This is a genomic window from Sporosarcina ureae (assembly GCF_002101375.1).
In the GTDB taxonomy this organism is placed as follows: domain Bacteria; phylum Bacillota; class Bacilli; order Bacillales_A; family Planococcaceae; genus Sporosarcina; species Sporosarcina ureae_B.
The window spans coordinates 1,857,612-1,873,761 of record NZ_CP015207.1; the positions used below are offsets into that span (position 1 = coordinate 1,857,612).

General features: G+C 41.5%; 16 protein-coding genes. 1 reads left to right on the forward strand and 15 read right to left on the reverse strand.

The genetic code is table 11. The features are described 5' to 3' along the window. Positions 1–19: 19 nt before the first annotated feature. The 14 genes from rlmH to rpsF all read right to left on the reverse strand — a co-directional run bounded on the left by rlmH (position 20) and on the right by rpsF (position 14,122). Complete coding sequence (gene rlmH, locus SporoP8_RS09245) at positions 20–499, reverse strand: 23S rRNA (pseudouridine(1915)-N(3))-methyltransferase RlmH (protein WP_029054359.1); 480 nt, start codon at positions 497–499, stop codon at positions 20–22. A 411-nt stretch (positions 500–910) separates the two neighbouring features. Further along, positions 911–2,155 (reverse strand): S1C family serine protease, encoded by a 1,245-nt coding sequence (locus SporoP8_RS09250; protein ID WP_085132239.1) that lies wholly within the window; start codon positions 2,153–2,155, stop codon positions 911–913. A gap of 106 nt (positions 2,156–2,261) precedes the next feature. Beyond that, a complete protein-coding gene (locus SporoP8_RS09255; RefSeq protein WP_085132240.1) occupies positions 2,262–3,050 on the reverse strand; it encodes an MBL fold metallo-hydrolase in 789 nt (262 codons plus the stop codon). An 11-nt stretch (positions 3,051–3,061) separates the two neighbouring features. Next, the gene (locus SporoP8_RS09260; RefSeq protein ID WP_085132241.1) at positions 3,062–3,874 is read right to left on the reverse strand and encodes a two-component system regulatory protein YycI; all 813 of its coding nucleotides are present in this window, start codon (positions 3,872–3,874) and stop codon (positions 3,062–3,064) included. Next, positions 3,861–5,189: a YycH family regulatory protein gene (locus SporoP8_RS09265; protein ID WP_085132242.1), complete on the reverse strand. Its 1,329-nt coding sequence runs from the start codon at positions 5,187–5,189 to the stop codon at positions 3,861–3,863. The genes SporoP8_RS09260 and SporoP8_RS09265 overlap by 14 nt, the downstream gene beginning before the upstream one ends. Continuing rightward, positions 5,180–7,003, reverse strand: coding sequence for a cell wall metabolism sensor histidine kinase WalK (walK, locus tag SporoP8_RS09270; RefSeq protein ID WP_085132243.1), 1,824 nt, complete (start codon positions 7,001–7,003; stop codon positions 5,180–5,182). The genes SporoP8_RS09265 and walK overlap by 10 nt, the downstream gene beginning before the upstream one ends. 6 nt (positions 7,004–7,009) lie before the next feature. Continuing rightward, a complete protein-coding gene (yycF, locus tag SporoP8_RS09275) occupies positions 7,010–7,720 on the reverse strand; it encodes a response regulator YycF (protein ID WP_085132244.1) in 711 nt (236 codons plus the stop codon). 278 nt (positions 7,721–7,998) lie between these two features. Then, the gene (gene dnaB / locus SporoP8_RS09280; protein WP_420066742.1) at positions 7,999–9,348 is read right to left on the reverse strand and encodes a replicative DNA helicase; all 1,350 of its coding nucleotides are present in this window, start codon (positions 9,346–9,348) and stop codon (positions 7,999–8,001) included. Positions 9,349–9,372: 24 nt separating this feature from the next. Next, positions 9,373–9,819, reverse strand: coding sequence for a 50S ribosomal protein L9 (gene rplI, locus SporoP8_RS09285; protein WP_085132246.1), 447 nt, complete (start codon positions 9,817–9,819; stop codon positions 9,373–9,375). Next, positions 9,819–11,792 carry a DHH family phosphoesterase gene (locus SporoP8_RS09290; RefSeq protein ID WP_085132247.1) on the reverse strand — a complete coding sequence of 658 codons (1,974 nt, stop codon included), beginning with the start codon at positions 11,790–11,792 and terminating at the stop codon, positions 9,819–9,821. Before SporoP8_RS09290 ends, rplI begins: the two co-directional genes overlap by 1 nt. Before the next feature lie 11 nt (positions 11,793–11,803). Further along, positions 11,804–12,760 (reverse strand): DUF2232 domain-containing protein, encoded by a 957-nt coding sequence (locus SporoP8_RS09295; RefSeq protein WP_085132248.1) that lies wholly within the window; start codon positions 12,758–12,760, stop codon positions 11,804–11,806. A gap of 232 nt (positions 12,761–12,992) precedes the next feature. Beyond that, positions 12,993–13,229 (reverse strand): 30S ribosomal protein S18, encoded by a 237-nt coding sequence (gene rpsR / locus SporoP8_RS09300; RefSeq protein WP_029054370.1) that lies wholly within the window; start codon positions 13,227–13,229, stop codon positions 12,993–12,995. A 45-nt stretch (positions 13,230–13,274) separates the two neighbouring features. Next, positions 13,275–13,787: a single-stranded DNA-binding protein gene (ssb, locus tag SporoP8_RS09305; RefSeq protein ID WP_085132249.1), complete on the reverse strand. Its 513-nt coding sequence runs from the start codon at positions 13,785–13,787 to the stop codon at positions 13,275–13,277. 47 nt (positions 13,788–13,834) lie between these two features. Beyond that, positions 13,835–14,122: a 30S ribosomal protein S6 gene (rpsF, locus tag SporoP8_RS09310; RefSeq protein ID WP_085132250.1), complete on the reverse strand. Its 288-nt coding sequence runs from the start codon at positions 14,120–14,122 to the stop codon at positions 13,835–13,837. Positions 14,123–14,277: 155 nt separating this feature from the next. Here rpsF and SporoP8_RS09315 point away from each other — a divergent pair, with 155 nt between their 5' ends. After that, entirely contained in the window at positions 14,278–14,820 is a 543-nt protein-coding gene (locus tag SporoP8_RS09315) for a DUF3267 domain-containing protein (RefSeq protein ID WP_085132251.1), read from the forward strand. Between the two features lie 227 nt (positions 14,821–15,047). Here the strand turns inward: SporoP8_RS09315 and ychF are convergent, their stop codons facing one another. Beyond that, complete coding sequence (ychF, locus tag SporoP8_RS09320) at positions 15,048–16,148, reverse strand: redox-regulated ATPase YchF (RefSeq protein ID WP_085132252.1); 1,101 nt, start codon at positions 16,146–16,148, stop codon at positions 15,048–15,050. Positions 16,149–16,150: the final 2 nt, after the last annotated feature.

A 16,150-nucleotide genomic window follows, 5' to 3' on the forward strand; every position in this document is an offset into this window, starting at 1 on the left:
TATTAACTATAAACCTTATTTACTTATGATAAGGCTCACCCTTAATAATCCGAAACCCACGATAAATTTGCTCCACCAACACCAACTTCATCAACTGATGTGGAAACGTCATCTTGGAAAAGGACAACTTCTCATTCGATCGTTGTAATACACTACTATGTAAGCCGAGTGAACCACCAATCACAAAGACAATCTTGCTTTTACCATAGGTCATCAATGAATCGATACTGGCTGCGAATTCTTCAGAAGTTTTCATTTTCCCGTCGATTGCTAGTGCAATAACATGCGCGTCTGGTGCAATTTTCGCCAGAATTCGATCAGCTTCTTTCTTTTTAACGATTTCCATGTCGGCTTCGCTTAGTGTTTCAGGTGCTTTTTCATCCGCCACTTCGATTAATTGCATTTTTGCATAGCTATTCAGACGTTTCGTATACTCTTCTATTCCTTGTTTCAAATACTTTTCTTTTAACTTACCCACGGTCACAATTGATATATTCACAGCTTATCCACTCACCTTCCAAAAGTTATACACAATACTTATGCACATATCCACAACCCTATCTACATATTGTGTCCGATTATTTGTTCTGCACTACATGTAAATCTTACTGATTATTGTATCACATCAATGTGGATAACTTTTCATTCGTTTTTCATTTTGAATAGAATTATTTATTTACCATAAAAAATGAAAATGCCTCAACCTATTGACCTGTAAGGGTTTAACACTTGTCACTTTGTTGTTACTTATTATTTTCCTAACATTTTATTTTACACAATATTATACACATTATTTAGATTTTATCCACAATTGGATAACTTCATAAAAAAATCAGGCATCGTAGCGCATTATCGCTAGATGCCTGATGTGGACAGGAAGTTATTCACTATGTGGACAATGTACATTCTATTAGAATGTATTTCCGTCTTTCAAAACCATCTCCAAGTCCAGTTTCTTTCCATCTCGATAGACTGTAATTTTCAATGGATCGCCAATTTCTTTTTTATTATACAAATACTTACGTAGACTGACCATATCCGTCACTTTCTCATCATCCAACTGAACGATTGTATCATACTTCTTCATGCCTGCTTCTATTGCAGATGAATTCGGTATGACGTCCGTTACGACAACACCTTCCGTTACTTCTTCAGGCAATTTTAATGTCTGTTGCTGTTGCTGAATGGGTATTTGTCGAAGATCAAGTAACGATACGCCCATTGTCGGACGATTTACTTGTCCTGTTTCTTCTAAGTGTTCAATAATAGGTAATGCAATATTGATTGGAATAGCCAATCCAATACCCTCTACTGTCGCTTCAGAAATCTTCATGGAGTTGATTCCGATCAATTGGCCGGCCATGTTGATTAAAGCACCACCGGAGTTTCCCGGGTTGATCGCTGCATCTGTCTGCAAGACGTCGGCCTGCCAATCGACATTTCCATCTTTGTTTAAATCCATTGGAATAGAGCGGTCTTTACCTGAAATTACACCCACTGTAACAGATCCCGCAAAGCCAAGTCCTAATGGATTACCGATGGCAATAACCGATTCCCCACGTTTTAACGCATCTGAATCACCGAATTCTACCACTGTATCGACGTGTTCTGCATCAATTTCAACTACAGCCAGGTCTGTCCAAAGATCACTGCCGATTAACTTTCCTTCAACCTTTGTACCATCATCAAAACTAACTTCGAGTTGTTCGGAATTCTCTACGACGTGGTGGTTGGTGACGATATATGCTTTATCGCCTTCTTTTTTATACAAGACACCTGAGCCCGAGCCGGCTTCTTGTGTAGATGTTGTGGAAGACCAGAAGTCTTGGACTGTTTGGATATTTGTAATACCCACGACGGCATTTGCGACGTTACCTACCACATCGGTAATTTCGCTTGAGATGTCCATTGATACTTGTGCATGTTCCGAGTTGGTTTTATCTTCCGTTTGTTTAGAGGTTGTAACATCGTTAGTACTTGATGAGCCAGTCGTGTACATCGTGACTAAAAATACAATAATGCCACCCAATAGTGCACCAAGTAAGCCTGGCCAAAAACTACTTCTACGTTTTGGATTGCGTTTCGGTTCTACCGGTGGAATTGGTTGTTGCCATTCCATTTCTTCTTTTCTTTCCTCTCTTCTTTCCTCATCCATTCGCATTTCCTCCTTATTAGTAAGTATTCCTACATGTACTGTACCCCAATAACTCTTTGAAAATGCAAAAAGCCTCACTAATTTAGCAAGGCTTTTCGCATTTACTTTAGACTAGCACAAGCTCTGTAGATTCTAATGCATCCGTATCATGCAAGTGAACAAATTCCCCTGCACGAATGCCGCAGTCTTCAAGTGTCTGTGCTACGCTCATGCGCGCCAAGTCTTTCATATTGTTATCTAAGCTAAGATGGGCTAAATAAATATGCGCTTCTTTTTGAGCTACTACTTCACTCATTGCGACAGCTGCATCTTCATTTGATACGTGGCCCACGTCACTTAATATACGACGTTTAATGGACCATGGATAGCGACCCATCTGCAGCATGCTGACGTCGTGATTACTTTCGAATACAAAGCTGTCAGCTCCTTGAATATGACCTTTCATACGGTCACTTACGTAGCCCGTATCGGTAATAATCGCCAGTTTACGGTCACCTTCATTAAACGTATAGAACATTGGGTCTGCTGCGTCATGGGATACAGCAAATGACTGGATATCCAGTGAACCAAATGTTTTCACCGTTTCCATGTCGAAGTGGAAACGCTGATCAACGGGAATCTCTCCTACCAGTCCGTCCATCGCTTGCCAAGTTTTAGCATTGGCATAGATAGGTGTTTTATATTTTCGGGCAAGTACGCCGATCCCTTTTATATGATCACTGTGTTCATGTGTGACGAAAATGCCGTCAATTTGTTTCATCGAGCGATTGATCGATCCGAGCAAACCTTCAATTTTCTTACCGCTCATGCCGGCATCTACGAGAAAAGCATGCTCATCTGTCTCTATATATAGCGAGTTGCCTGTACTACCACTCGCCAAAATGCTAAATCGCATGTGGAAAACTCCTATTCTATTGGTTCTTCTACTATATCCGATTGGAACTCGATGACTTTTCCTTCAATCGCATTGATGAAGTAATGTTCTATCGTCCCATCTTTCAATTTTACCTGAACATTCCACGTCGGTGCAAATACTTGAGTTTCTGTCAGCTGAACGAGTGTCGAATAACCTGATTTGACTTGCATAACAGTGGAATCCGGTTTCAGATAGCCACGTGTAACGAGTGAGGAGACCGCATCGTTTTGCGACAGTAAATCTTTTTTATGATTAAAGCTTAAGAATTCGTCAAGCATACTTTGTTCGTAATGAGTAACTTTTCCATCCTTGTCCCAATGCATGACGAGCATGGCATTCGGGCTGTGGAAAATTGTTTCATTCTTCACCCGTTGAAAGAATACGGCGTTCTGTTCTTCTTCATCCACATCCCAAAGCACGTAATCTTCGCCATTTAGCACATATTTCTTTAAGAACTCGTCAAAGTCATATCCATCTTCCCCCTCAATCACTTTTACAGGCTTTTTCATTTGGGATAGTAATCGTGATTTTTCGACTAGGACGAATGATTGGTTACTTAACTTTTCTAATTTTTCATTAGTAAAGGTGGCAATATGAGCTGATAAATACGAAACGTCTTTTTTAGTGAAAGGGATGGGGTCATACGTAATATTTTCAAGCGCCAACGTTTCTTCGATGGATGTTTTCCCGATAATCTGCATATTTCCGACACTCATTTGCCTGTCTAAATAGAGCCCATACAAGAAGACATTTAGAATTGAAAAGACGATAATGAAGATCGTCTTGGTTCTATTCCAATCCACTCATGCCACCTCCTTGCGGTTCTTTCGGAGCGAAGCGTAACCAGTTATCTTTGATAAGGTAATACCAGCAAGGTTGCAAAATAATTAATTTGCGTTCTACATCATGGATCATATAATAACCGGGAGTGATTTCCTCTATCAAATCGAAGTCTAGCTCTTCTGATTCACGTAAAGACTCTGCCACTTCCACTCCTGAAGGTAGCTTCTCTTGTACCGGTTCGATGTTCACGTCTAATGTGTAATATGGACGTATATATTTGAATACACGCGTATCTCCCCATGTCTCCTTAATTTCACTCATATTCGGTTGATCACTAAAGACTGGCAAACCACCGACATATAGCTGGAACCGGACATAACGGGAATACGGATTCATATAGGCGTAGCGAAACTCATCCGTCCAGCCGCCATGTTCATTGACGAAGTCAATAGAATTCAACAGCAATTCTGAAGGCAATGCGAACTCAAAACTTTCCTCTGTAGGCATGACATAATTTAAAAATTTGTTCTCGGTATCGACAGTCATAAAAGCATGATCGTCTCCATATTCCTCATGCGTCGCATCTATTTGACTACGTCGTACAGCATTCGGGTCACTGAACAAGGCATCACGGAAACGTATTGGGTTGATTTCTTCCTGATAATACGTATTACGCATAATAGTTATAGGATCTTTTGGTACGGCAAGAACTGGTGCATTGTCGCGATCGATTTCCACATATTCTTCAAACGATTGACCAACATCCACTACATTGCGTAGAAAACTTGTTTTATTCGGTAACGTCACCTGCATCTGGTAATGTAAGCCGCTCATTTCACTCAGTAAATGAACAACTGGTGCTTGCGTGGATTGACTCCAGTCTATGACTAGACGATTAAAGGTAGCTTCCGGAATATTCACCTCATCGATTAATAATACATTGTCATAGACTAGCATAGGTACTTCTCCCGTAAAGTAGAACGACATTTGGCTTGGTTGACGCAAGATCTGTGCAATATCAAACTTTTTCTTATCTTGGCTTACTAGCTGTAGATCAGATAAATTCCATGTATTCATTTCTGTCAGGATTTTGTCTATTTTTTCGGTATCTGTAGAGCCTAGTACGTGGTCTTTTAAATTAGTAATTATTTTATACGGTTTAATAATTTCATCTATTGTTTTCTTCTCAGAAATGGATATATCGACAGTCTGTAGCTGTTCCAGTGGTTCATAATTGGGTGAATAATTCCAGACCTCAAAGGTGAATAAGACACTCAACGAAACGAGCAACAACAATACGACGGATTTGATTATTTCAATGTATTTCAATCCCACTCACCGTCCTCTTGTTGTTCAAATGGTAGCTTGAAGAATATTGTCGTTCCTTTTCCTTCTTCACTCTGCGCCCAAATATCTCCTTTATGTGCCACAATCATTTCCTTAGCAATTGCAAGACCAAGACCGGTTCCGCCGAGTGCACGGGAACGGGCTCTATCTGCACGATAGAAACGGTCGAAAATTCGATTGACGTTGGATTTAGGTATACCCATTCCATCATCTGAAATCATCACTTTAATATAATCACCTGAAACCGTTACACCGAAGCGGACTTCTCCACCATCTGGCGAATACTTCAAAGCATTGGAAATGATGTTGTCTAATACTTGCGTTAGTTTGTCGGTATCGATTTCCACGAATAGACTGCTTGAATACAAGTTCCGTGTGAAGCGTACATTTTGCGACTTGGAGAATTCAAAGCGCTCAATAACGGCATTGAAGAATCGGTTAAATTCCACCCATTCTTTATTCAATTCATATTCTTTACTGTCCATGCGTGACAGTTTCAGTAAGTCATTCACAAGACGAATCATTCGCTCGGTTTCATTTTGCGTAACATGTAAGAAGTTCGGAGCGATTTCCTCATTACGCCAAGCTCCTTCTGCCAAGGCATCAAGATAACTGCGCATTGTAGTGAGTGGTGTACGCAGTTCATGCGAAACATTTGACACGAACTCACGACGTTCCATATCAATCTTTTCTTGCTCGGTGTTATCATGCAATACGACAATCAAACCATTTACGAACCCTGTCTCACGCTGGGTAACAGAAATTGTCGCTCGTAAAATATATGCTTGATCTTCCGTACTGAAATCTAGTGGAATCGATTCCTTCATCTGGATCAATTCTTCAAACGTATATGCATCATCTATACCAAGAATATTGGCGATAGGGCGATTAATGACAAGATCATTCGTTACGCCAAGCATCTGTAGAGCGGAGTCGTTAATTAGGCTAACTCGTCCTTTACGGTCGGTCGAAATAACACCGTCCGTCATATTTTCCAGAACCGAGGCTAACTTTCGTCTTTCGCTCTCAGTGGTGGACTGAGATTCTTGCAGCTGGTTGGTTAAGTGATTGAATGCGATGGCTAGCTGGCCCATCTCATCCGATCCATACACTTTAACCTTTCGGGTGAAGTTCCCTTTCGCCATTGCCCGTGCTTGTCTCCGCATGTCTGATATTGGTCGGGTAAATGCTCTAGCAATGAAAATCCCGACTAGTATTGTAATGGTTAGTGAGACCGCCGCCGCCCCCGCCAATATCCTATTGATTTCTTCAATTTGTTGAAAAACGGATTCAATATTGGCTTCTACATAAAGCGACCCTACAACTTCATTGCCATTGAAGATCGGCTTGGCCAAGGAAAGCACGCGATTATGCGATTGCGGATCCATCATCACGACATCTTTCATCGTCTCCGATGTAATTGACTTTCGCACATTATCATTAGTCGAATGTTGGCCTACCCTCATCTGATTGTCAAATGAAGATGTCGCCAGAATACGATATTTTGGATTTATAACTTGTACTTCAATAATGTCATCTGATGTGAATTCGACCAAGACATTTTTTAAGCTTTGTTCTAATGTGGGGTCATTGTCTTTTCGTTTTTTTGTAATTTCTTCCCGCACACTGAACTCGACTAAATTCATCCGGTCTACAATAGAATTTGTAAAGTTATCTTTTAGTGTTTGTTCCAGTTCACGGGCAAAATATAGCCCGATAATCTGCATGGACACAAGGATAAGCAGAACATATATCAAGACAAATTTGACTTGAATCGATCGAAAAAAACCTACCTTATGCATAATGGCTTACTCCTGTTCCGGATCGCGCAAGTAATAGCCTACCCCACGTCTTGTGACGATCCAGCTCGGATGGCTCGGCGTATCTTCAATCTTTTCACGAAGACGTCGAATCGTTACATCGACTGTCCGTACATCTCCGAAATAATCATAACCCCATACAGTTTGCAATAGGTGCTCACGCGTCATCACCTGCCCGATATGTTTTGCTAAATAGTACAATAATTCAAATTCACGATGTGTTAATTCGATTGTTACTCCACGCTTTTGAACATAGTATGCATCAGGTTGGATGACAAGTTGACCTACTGTAATATCGTTCGTCTCTTCTTCCTGATCTTCCGCTATAGTTCTTGCATGACGACGCAAGTTGGCTTTGACCCGGGCAATTAATTCTCTTGTGCCAAATGGCTTAGTGACATAATCATCTGCACCTAGTTCAAGCCCTAAGACTTTATCGATTTCAGAGTCTTTAGCCGTCAGCATGATGATGGGAAAATCATGCTTTTTTCGTACTTCTCTACAGACTTCCATGCCGTCGCGTTTAGGAAGCATGATATCTAGAAGCATAAGATCAGGCTGGATTTCTTCCACTCGGTTGATAGCATCTTCACCGTCATATGCGCAAAAGACGTTGAAGCCCTCCTTTTTCAAATTAAATTCTATGATGTCTGCGATGGGTTTCTCATCGTCTACAATAAATATAGTTTTATTTTGCATGACTTGTTCCTTTCTCACCATAATTGGCGATCGAATTTTTAAGCTACATACTGGTCTTACGACTAAATTAAGCAATATACACTCATGTAGCATCTCGAATACTTATCTATCTTTTCTATAGTTACAACCTTATTCTCAAGCTGAAATATATCATTCCATATCCTTTAACTCTATCACGATTTGTGCAAAATCGCACTTTTTCAAGCGGGGGTAGCTTGCTTGGAACGCGAAAAAACAGCGCGTCCTTTTCTATGGTCGTAGAAGAAGGGCGCGCTGTTTTATTCGTAAGATGGAGGGGATTCATGCTGACTCCAGTCGATATTGAGGAATTTGTTGTATTCCTTTGCAAATGCCAACGTTACGGTACCAGTTGGACCATTACGTTGCTTGGCAATAATGATTTCAATCATGTTTTGCATTTCAGTTTCTTTATCGTAGTAATCTTCTCGGTAAAGGAAAGAGACGATATCGGCATCTTGCTCAATACTCCCTGACTCTCGAAGATCGGACATCATAGGACGTTTATCTTGGCGTTGCTCTACACCCCGTGATAGCTGTGATAGTGCAACGACCGGGATTTTCAGTTCACGTGCTAAAGCTTTTAATGAACGGGAGATCTCAGATACTTCTTGTTGACGATTGTCGCTACCCCGGCCGCTTCCCATGATCAGCTGCATGTAGTCAATCATCACCATACCGAGACCGTGTTCTTGTTGTAGACGTCTACATTTTGAACGGATTTCATTGACTCGAAGACCTGGACTGTCATCAATGAAAATACCCGCATTTGATAACGTCCCCATAGCCATTGTCAGCTTGCGCCAATCGTCGGCTTCAAGGGTACCTGTACGCAGTACTTGCGCGTCAATATTTCCTTCTGCACATAACATACGCATGACCAGCTGTTCAGCACCCATCTCGAGACTGAAGATCGCGACGTTTTCTCCTGCCTTCGTCGCCACGTTTTGCGCTACGTTCAGCGCAAACGCGGTCTTACCAACAGATGGACGAGCCGCCACAATAATCAAGTCATTACGTTGGAAGCCTGCAGTAATCTTATCCAAGTCACGGAAACCAGTTGGAATACCTGTTACATCACCTTTACGTGTATGCAGTAATTCAATATTGTCATACGTCTCCACTAATACATCTTTGATATGACGGAAGTCACCAGCGTTTTTCCGATTGGATACTTCCATCATTTTCTTCTCAGCTTCGCCAAGTAATGCCTCTACTTCATCTTCCCGTGTATACCCATCTTCTACAATGTCAGTGGCAACGCGGATCAATCTGCGCAGTAAAGCTTTTTCATCTACGATATTCGCATAATAGACAATGTTTGCAGCAGTCGGAACCGCGTTAGCAAGCTCTGTGATATATGAAATACCCCCGACGTCTTCAAGTTCGTTTTTTACTTTGAGCTCTTCGGCGATTGTCACCAAATCGACTGGCTGACCTCTGTCATTTAGTACAAGCATAGTTTCGAAAATCTTTTTATGTGCAATTCGATAGAAATCTTCCGGTAACAATATTTCAGACGCGGTAATCAGTGCTTGTGGTTCTAAAAATATCGCGCCAAGGACCGACTGCTCTGCTTCGTTGTTATGCGGAGGTGTGCGCTCGATCATCTGGTTCAAGCTATTATCTCCTTATCATTCTTCTGTAACATGCACTTTAAGTGTAGCTGTTACATCAGGGTGTAATTTGATCGGAACATTTGTAAAACCAAGTGCACGAATTGGCTCAGGTAATTCCATCTTGCGGCGGTCTACTTTAATTTTATTTTGCTTTTCCAACGCTTGTCCGATTTGCTTGGACGTAATAGAACCAAATAGACGACCGTCTTCGCCAGTTTTCGCCTGTAGCTCTACAGTCAATTTTTCGACTTGCTCTTTTAATTCTTTAGCTTCTGCCAATTCTGCAGCCGCATCTTTCTTCTGGCGTTCCTTCTGTCCTTGCAACTTACTTAAATTACCTGGAGTCGCTTCAACTGCTACATTATTTTTCAATAAAAAGTTTTGTGCATATCCTGTTGAAACCTCTTTCACTTCACCTTTTTTACCTTTTCCTTTAACGTCCTTTAAAAAAATAACTTTCATCATTCATTTCCCCTTTCTCCATATTGATCTAGTACATCTTTTAACATAGTTATTGCTTCATCCATCGTGTCTACACTTAACTGGCAAGCAGAATTTGTTAAATGACCACCGCCACCCAACTCTTCCATGACGACTTGAACATTTAATTCACCCAATGAACGCGCGCTAATACCAATTCTTCCATCATCACGCTTTGCGACAACGAATGAAGCGGAAATACCTTGCATCGTCAGTAGGATATCAGCTGTCTGCGCGATCAGCACGGAGCTGTGCACGACTTCATCCTGCCCTTTTGCAATAGCAATTTCTCCATTGCCTACAAATTCTACAGTCTCAATTAGTTTTGATCGTTCGATATATGTCTCAATATCTTCTTTCAATAAACGCTGTACTAGCACGGTATCGGCACCATTCGTCCGCAAGTAGGAGGCGGCTTCAAATGTTCGAGAACCTGTCCTAAGTGTAAAGCTTTTTGTATCGACTACAATACCTGCTAACATCACTGTCGATTCCAGCATCGTCAACTTTTCGTTCTTCGGCTGATACTCCAGCAATTCCGTTACAAGTTCCGCCGTCGAAGATGCATAAGGCTCCATATAAACGAGCACAGTGTTATTAATAAACTCTTCTCCACGTCGATGATGGTCAATTAATACAACCTTCTGTGCCTTGTCCAGCACGCGTTCATCAATAACCATACTGGGCTTATGCGTATCGACAATAACGACCAATGAACGCTCTGTCATCAATTCCAATGCCTCTTCAGGCATCAACATGTGATCATGTAATTCTTCATCTTGCTGCACTTCATCCATTAAACGGCCGACACTAGTATCAAGCTGATCGAAATTAACGATGACATAACCTTCGACACCATTCATTTTTGCCATCTTACGTACACCAATCGATGCTCCAATCGCATCCATGTCAGGCATTTTGTGGCCCATGACGAACACGCGGTCACTGTCTTGGATTAAATCACGTAGTGCATGTGAAATCACTCTTGCACGCACGCGTGTACGCTTTTCAACAGGATTTGTCTTACCGCCATAGAATTTCAGCTTCCCATCATGATGTTTGATCGCTACTTGGTCACCACCACGCCCGAGAACTAAATCCAAACTCGACTGTGCTAGCTCACCAAGCTCTGTAAGCGACGTAGTACCCGTCCCTACCCCAATACTCAATGTAAGTGATACGCTGTGTTTAGACGTGTTCTCACGAATTGTATCGAGCAATGCAAACTTAGTCTTCTCCAACAATTCTAATGTACCTTCATTGAAAACAGCCAGGAAGCGCTCAGAAGAAATTCGTTTTACGAAGATCCCGTATTCATCTGCCCATTGATTGACCAATGAGGTAATAAGGGAGTTCATCTGGCTTCGCGTCTGGTCGTCCATTGTCTGTGACAGTTCATCATAGTTATCAACTAACAAAATCCCAATCGCTGTTCGGTCGGAATAGTAAAGAGATTGCATCTTCATACGTTCTGTTACGTCAAATAGATAGATCAGTTTCTCTTCCGGTTTGTAATACACACGGTACGAGCGATCATTCAATACGATAACATCCTGATCACTGTCTTCTCTGATCACTTGCCGGAACGCTTCATTCATATCGTAAAGTTGCGATCCAATCCAAGTCTTATCAGGATAAATGGAGGTTATAAATGGATTGACCCATTCGATTAATTGCTTATCATTTAGCAAGATAATCCCAATTGGCAACTCCAACAATGCTTCTTCTCCTACCCTTTTCATGCGATAGGATAACGTTTCAATATATTTCTCTGTCTCCAGGTAGTTATCATTCTCTACTTTCCAAGCAATACCCAGTGCAAGCGCATAAGCGATAGCGAAAAACAGTCCAACCCAAAAGTTCAATAGCATTAGTAGGACGGAACCTACCGCTCCAAGTAAAGACAAGAATGCTAACGGAATTCGTATCCCACGTTTTTTATAAAATAAATTCACTATCTCATCTCCTACGCTCTCTTATCTTTATCTATCCATGTACGAATGTTAATGGCGATATCCAAAACACCCAACATTACAGTGAAGGGACTGAGGAACATGGCGAATAATGTAGCCAGCACGTTGACGATCATTGGAAGCTTCATCTTGCGCAACGCATAGTAAATCAACGCCAAACCTTGTAAGAAGAATAAGAATCTAAAGATGAGAATGGCATTTGCCTCCAGTAGATAAAACGTCGTTCCTTGTTCAGGCTGTGACAAAATAGAAATCAACAGCAATACTAGATAAACTAATACCGTTGCAAATGGAAGACGCATACTAAGGAAAGAAGCAAATTTAGGTACTTCAAAACGCAAACGTGTTGCAACCGCTAAAATTGGCATGACAAACAGATAGGCTATTACAAAAACAGACAAGATGAACAATGAAGGCACAATAGTTTGGTAATATGTAAATGCCTCAGCCACGATTCGTTCTATATCTCTTGTTGAATTTCCCATTCCCGACATAATCACAAGCGCTTCTTGCTGAATAGCTGAAAATTGTTGCATCAACTGTTCAATCGGATTGATTTTCATGAACCACACAGTACCAAGATACAATAAACTCAATGAAATGAGCAATGTGATTCCTGTTGCCATATATACATAAAGTTTCGTCTTGCCCGTTCGCACGGTGTCTCCGATAACGAATCCAACTGCACTCAATACAATCGCTGCTGGAATGGAAAGCAAACCGCCAATCAATAATGTAATAAGCCATGTACACATCGCCACCATTAGTGTTGAGGTCCGGCCATAGCGCAAACGATAAATCGTAATGGGCAATGGAACGAGCAATATTGTCAATAAGCCGAGTAATGGTACGTATAAAGTCATTGCCAGTAATATGGCGAAAAGTGCTACCATCATCGCACCGTACGTAATTCTACTTGCTTGATCTTGCATATCTACGCCCCAATTCATTCACTACTTCTTTTACCACCTATCAATAATTAAAGGACAAGGTGTTGCATCCCTTAATTCATATAAAGCTACAATCATCCTTCTAATTGTATCACGATTCGACGTGAAATCAAAAATACAGGCAGTCGCAGTTTCCACTAAAATGGATGCGCAATGAAATTTTTGGGTATAAAATTTTCAAAACAAAAAAACCGCCACTGACTGAATAATTCAGTCAGTGGCGGTTTATATATTACCGCTCTTCAGATACGAACGGAAGTAGTGCCATGATGCGTGCACGTTTGATTGCAACCGTCAATTTACGTTGGTATTTAGCGCTTGTACCAGTAACTCGACGAGGCAACATCTTTCCGCGCTCAGAGATAAACTTCTTCAACAAATCTACATCTTTATAGTCGATGTGAGTAATGTGGTTAGAAGTAAAATAGCAAACCTTACGGCGTTTGCGACCTCCACGACGTGGTGCCATAATTGTTGTCCTCCTTCCTATTTACGTATCAAGTGAACCGTTCTATCAGAATGGCAAGTCGTCATCTGTTACTTCAATCGGACCGCCGCCTGGCTGGAATGGATCATTATCGACACGTGTCATATTTTGCTGATTCGGTTGGTAGGATTGCTGGTTATTGTATCCTTGATCTTGGGAAGGTGCGTTATAAGAAGGCGCTCCACCATAAGATGGTGTTTGCTGACGTTCTGTATTGCCACCTTTCGGCTCCAGGAATTGGGTACTATCCGCAACAACTTCTGTCGTGTAAACACGCTTACCGTCTTGACCTTCAAAGCTGCCCGTCTGTATACGACCATCCACTCCGGCAAGACTTCCTTTTCGTAAGTAATTCGCGATATTCTCAGCCTGTTTACGCCAAGCTACACATGTGATGAAATCCGCTTCCCGTTCTCCTTGGGCATTAGCGAACGCGCGGTTCACTGCCAGTGTAAAACGTGTTACAGCAATTCCAGTTTGTGTATACTTCAGCTCAGGATCTTTTGTTAATCGGCCAACTAAAACGACACGGTTTATCATTCAGAATCAAACCTCCCTCATCATAAATTTTTAAATTTTATATCAGATTACGCATCTACACGAATTGTCATATGACGAATGATACCTTCGTTGATGTTCGCTAGACGTGTAAATTCATCGATTGCTTCAGCACCAGCGTTAGCAGTTACTAATTGGTAGTAACCTTCACGTAAGTCGTCGATTTCGTAAGCAAGACGACGCTTGCCCCACTCTTTCGACTCGATGATTTCCGCTCCGTTTGAAGTTAGGACAGTATCAAAGCGTTCAATCAACGCTTTTTTCGCGTCCTCTTCAAGAGTTGGGCGCATAATGTACATAATTTCGTACTTTCTCATCAATAGTCACCTCCTTATGGACTTGGGCCCTACTTTTGCAAGTGGGCAAGGAGTAAGTAAATTTAATATTACTCACATCAGTACATACTATCACATCACAATTGGAATATCAACCTTCAATATACTATACTAAATGAATTAAGGAGTGATCTCGCATGGAAGAACAACGGCCTGTGATTATCGAGCTTAATTTACAGAAAATAGCGAAGCAAAGTCTTTGGCTCACTTTCCTACCGCTCATAGCACTTTTAATAATTCGTGGTCTGTTACAAGGTGAACTATCTCTGTCATTTTCGGTGTGGTATTTTGTCTATGCTTTGGTCGGGTATATTTTATTGATTGTTATACACGAGTTTTTCCATTTGCTCGGTTTCTGTATTTTTTGTAATGTACCGTGGAAGAACATGGCGTATGGCGTCAATTTGAAGATGGGAATTGCGTATGCTACCGCAGATCAGTTGATGGACAACAAAGGCATTCGCAAAGCGCTGTTACTGCCCTTTTGGATGACGGGTGTGTTACCTGCCATTATGGCATTGTATTTCAATGATGGCGTCCTGTTGCTGTTAAGTGCGATGCTGATTGGCGGAGCAGCTGGAGATTTTGCGATGTACAAGGAATTAAAGAAGTTTCCGGATGATGCAATGGTGAAGGATGATCCGGAGTTACCGAAGTTGTATGTATATCCCGTTAAATGAAATAGACAGGCCAACAGTCGGATAGGGGTCGGGATCCTTACTGTTACGCTTTGAATTTAGGCTTGTATTCTGCTCGGTATTTGAACTTGAACTCAAATGTGTTCAAAGACAACCATTATTCACACGTCATGATAGTAAGCGGTCTACCCCGTATCTCAGTAGTTCTTGAATTTAACCAACTTCAAACCAAAAAAGCTGATTCTCACATGGAGAATCAGCTTTTTGTATTATACGTTGAAACGGAACAGCATTACGTCGCCGTCTTTAACGACGTATTCTTTACCTTCCAAACGAACCTTGCCAGCTTCTTTCGCTGCTGCCATGGAACCGTGTTCGACCAAGTCGTCGTATGCTACGGTCTCTGCACGGATGAATCCGCGTTCAAAGTCTGTATGAATTACTCCAGCACACTGTGGTGCTTTCATGCCCTTGCGGAACGTCCACGCACGAACTTCTTGTACGCCCGCCGTGAAGTACGTAGCAAATCCAAGTAAGTTGTACGTTGCTTTAATCAATTGATCAAGACCGGATTCTTTGATGCCTAGCTCTTCAAGGAACATTTCCTTCTCGTCGTCCTCAAGTTCGGCCATCTCTTCCTCAATCTTCGCACAAACTACGATTACTTCTGCATTGTCCTTCTCTGCAAAGTCTCGAACCTGTTGTACGTAGGGATTATTGTCTGCATCTGCAATTTCATCCTCTGAAACGTTCGCTACATATAACATAGGTTTGATCGTTAATAAGTGCATGCCTTTTACGACTTGTAACTCATCATCCGTTAATTCAACGGAACGAGCTGCCATTGCATTTTCAAATGCATTACGTAATTTTAGTAGAATTGGCTCTTCTACCATTGCCTCTTTATCTTTTTGCTTCGCCATTTTGGAAACACGCGCCAAGCGCTTATCTACGCTTTCCATATCTGCTAAGATCAATTCCAAGTTAATAACTTCGATGTCATCGATTGGATTTACTTTCCCTGATACGTGTGTAATGTTTTCATCCACGAAACAACGCACGACCTGACAAATTGCATCTACTTCTCGAATATGTGAAAGGAACTTGTTGCCAAGACCTTCGCCTTTACTTGCACCTTCTACAATCCCTGCAATATCAGTAAATTCGAATGCAGTCGGAACTGTTTTTTTCGGTGTGACGAGCTCAGTCAACTTGTCCAAACGTTCATCTGGCACCTCAACTATTCCTACGTTTGGGTCAATCGTACAGAACGGATAGTTCGCCGCCTCTGCTCCTGCTTTTGTTATTGCATTAAATAAAGTTGATTTTCCCACGTTCGGAAGACCTACAATCCCAGCTGTTAACGCCATTA

What these genes read in the sequence shown, in the direction of transcription:
- SporoP8_RS09315 (WP_085132251.1), top strand. Translation starts at nt 14,278, where the DNA reads ATGGAAGAACAACGGCCTGTGATTATCGAGCTTAATTTACAGAAAATA.
- SporoP8_RS09295 (WP_085132248.1), bottom strand. Translation starts at nt 12,760, where the DNA reads ATGAATTGGGGCGTAGATATGCAAGATCAAGCAAGTAGAATTACGTAC.
- yycF (WP_085132244.1), bottom strand. Translation starts at nt 7,720, where the DNA reads ATGCAAAATAAAACTATATTTATTGTAGACGATGAGAAACCCATCGCA.
- dnaB (WP_420066742.1), bottom strand. Translation starts at nt 9,348, where the DNA reads ATGATCGAGCGCACACCTCCGCATAACAACGAAGCAGAGCAGTCGGTC.
- rpsR (WP_029054370.1), bottom strand. Translation starts at nt 13,229, where the DNA reads ATGGCACCACGTCGTGGAGGTCGCAAACGCCGTAAGGTTTGCTATTTT.
- walK (WP_085132243.1), bottom strand. Translation starts at nt 7,003, where the DNA reads ATGCATAAGGTAGGTTTTTTTCGATCGATTCAAGTCAAATTTGTCTTG.
- ychF (WP_085132252.1), bottom strand. Translation starts at nt 16,148, where the DNA reads ATGGCGTTAACAGCTGGGATTGTAGGTCTTCCGAACGTGGGAAAATCA.
- rplI (WP_085132246.1), bottom strand. Translation starts at nt 9,819, where the DNA reads ATGAAAGTTATTTTTTTAAAGGACGTTAAAGGAAAAGGTAAAAAAGGT.
- rpsF (WP_085132250.1), bottom strand. Translation starts at nt 14,122, where the DNA reads ATGAGAAAGTACGAAATTATGTACATTATGCGCCCAACTCTTGAAGAG.
- SporoP8_RS09250 (WP_085132239.1), bottom strand. Translation starts at nt 2,155, where the DNA reads ATGGATGAGGAAAGAAGAGAGGAAAGAAAAGAAGAAATGGAATGGCAA.
- SporoP8_RS09255 (WP_085132240.1), bottom strand. Translation starts at nt 3,050, where the DNA reads ATGCGATTTAGCATTTTGGCGAGTGGTAGTACAGGCAACTCGCTATAT.
- ssb (WP_085132249.1), bottom strand. Translation starts at nt 13,787, where the DNA reads ATGATAAACCGTGTCGTTTTAGTTGGCCGATTAACAAAAGATCCTGAG.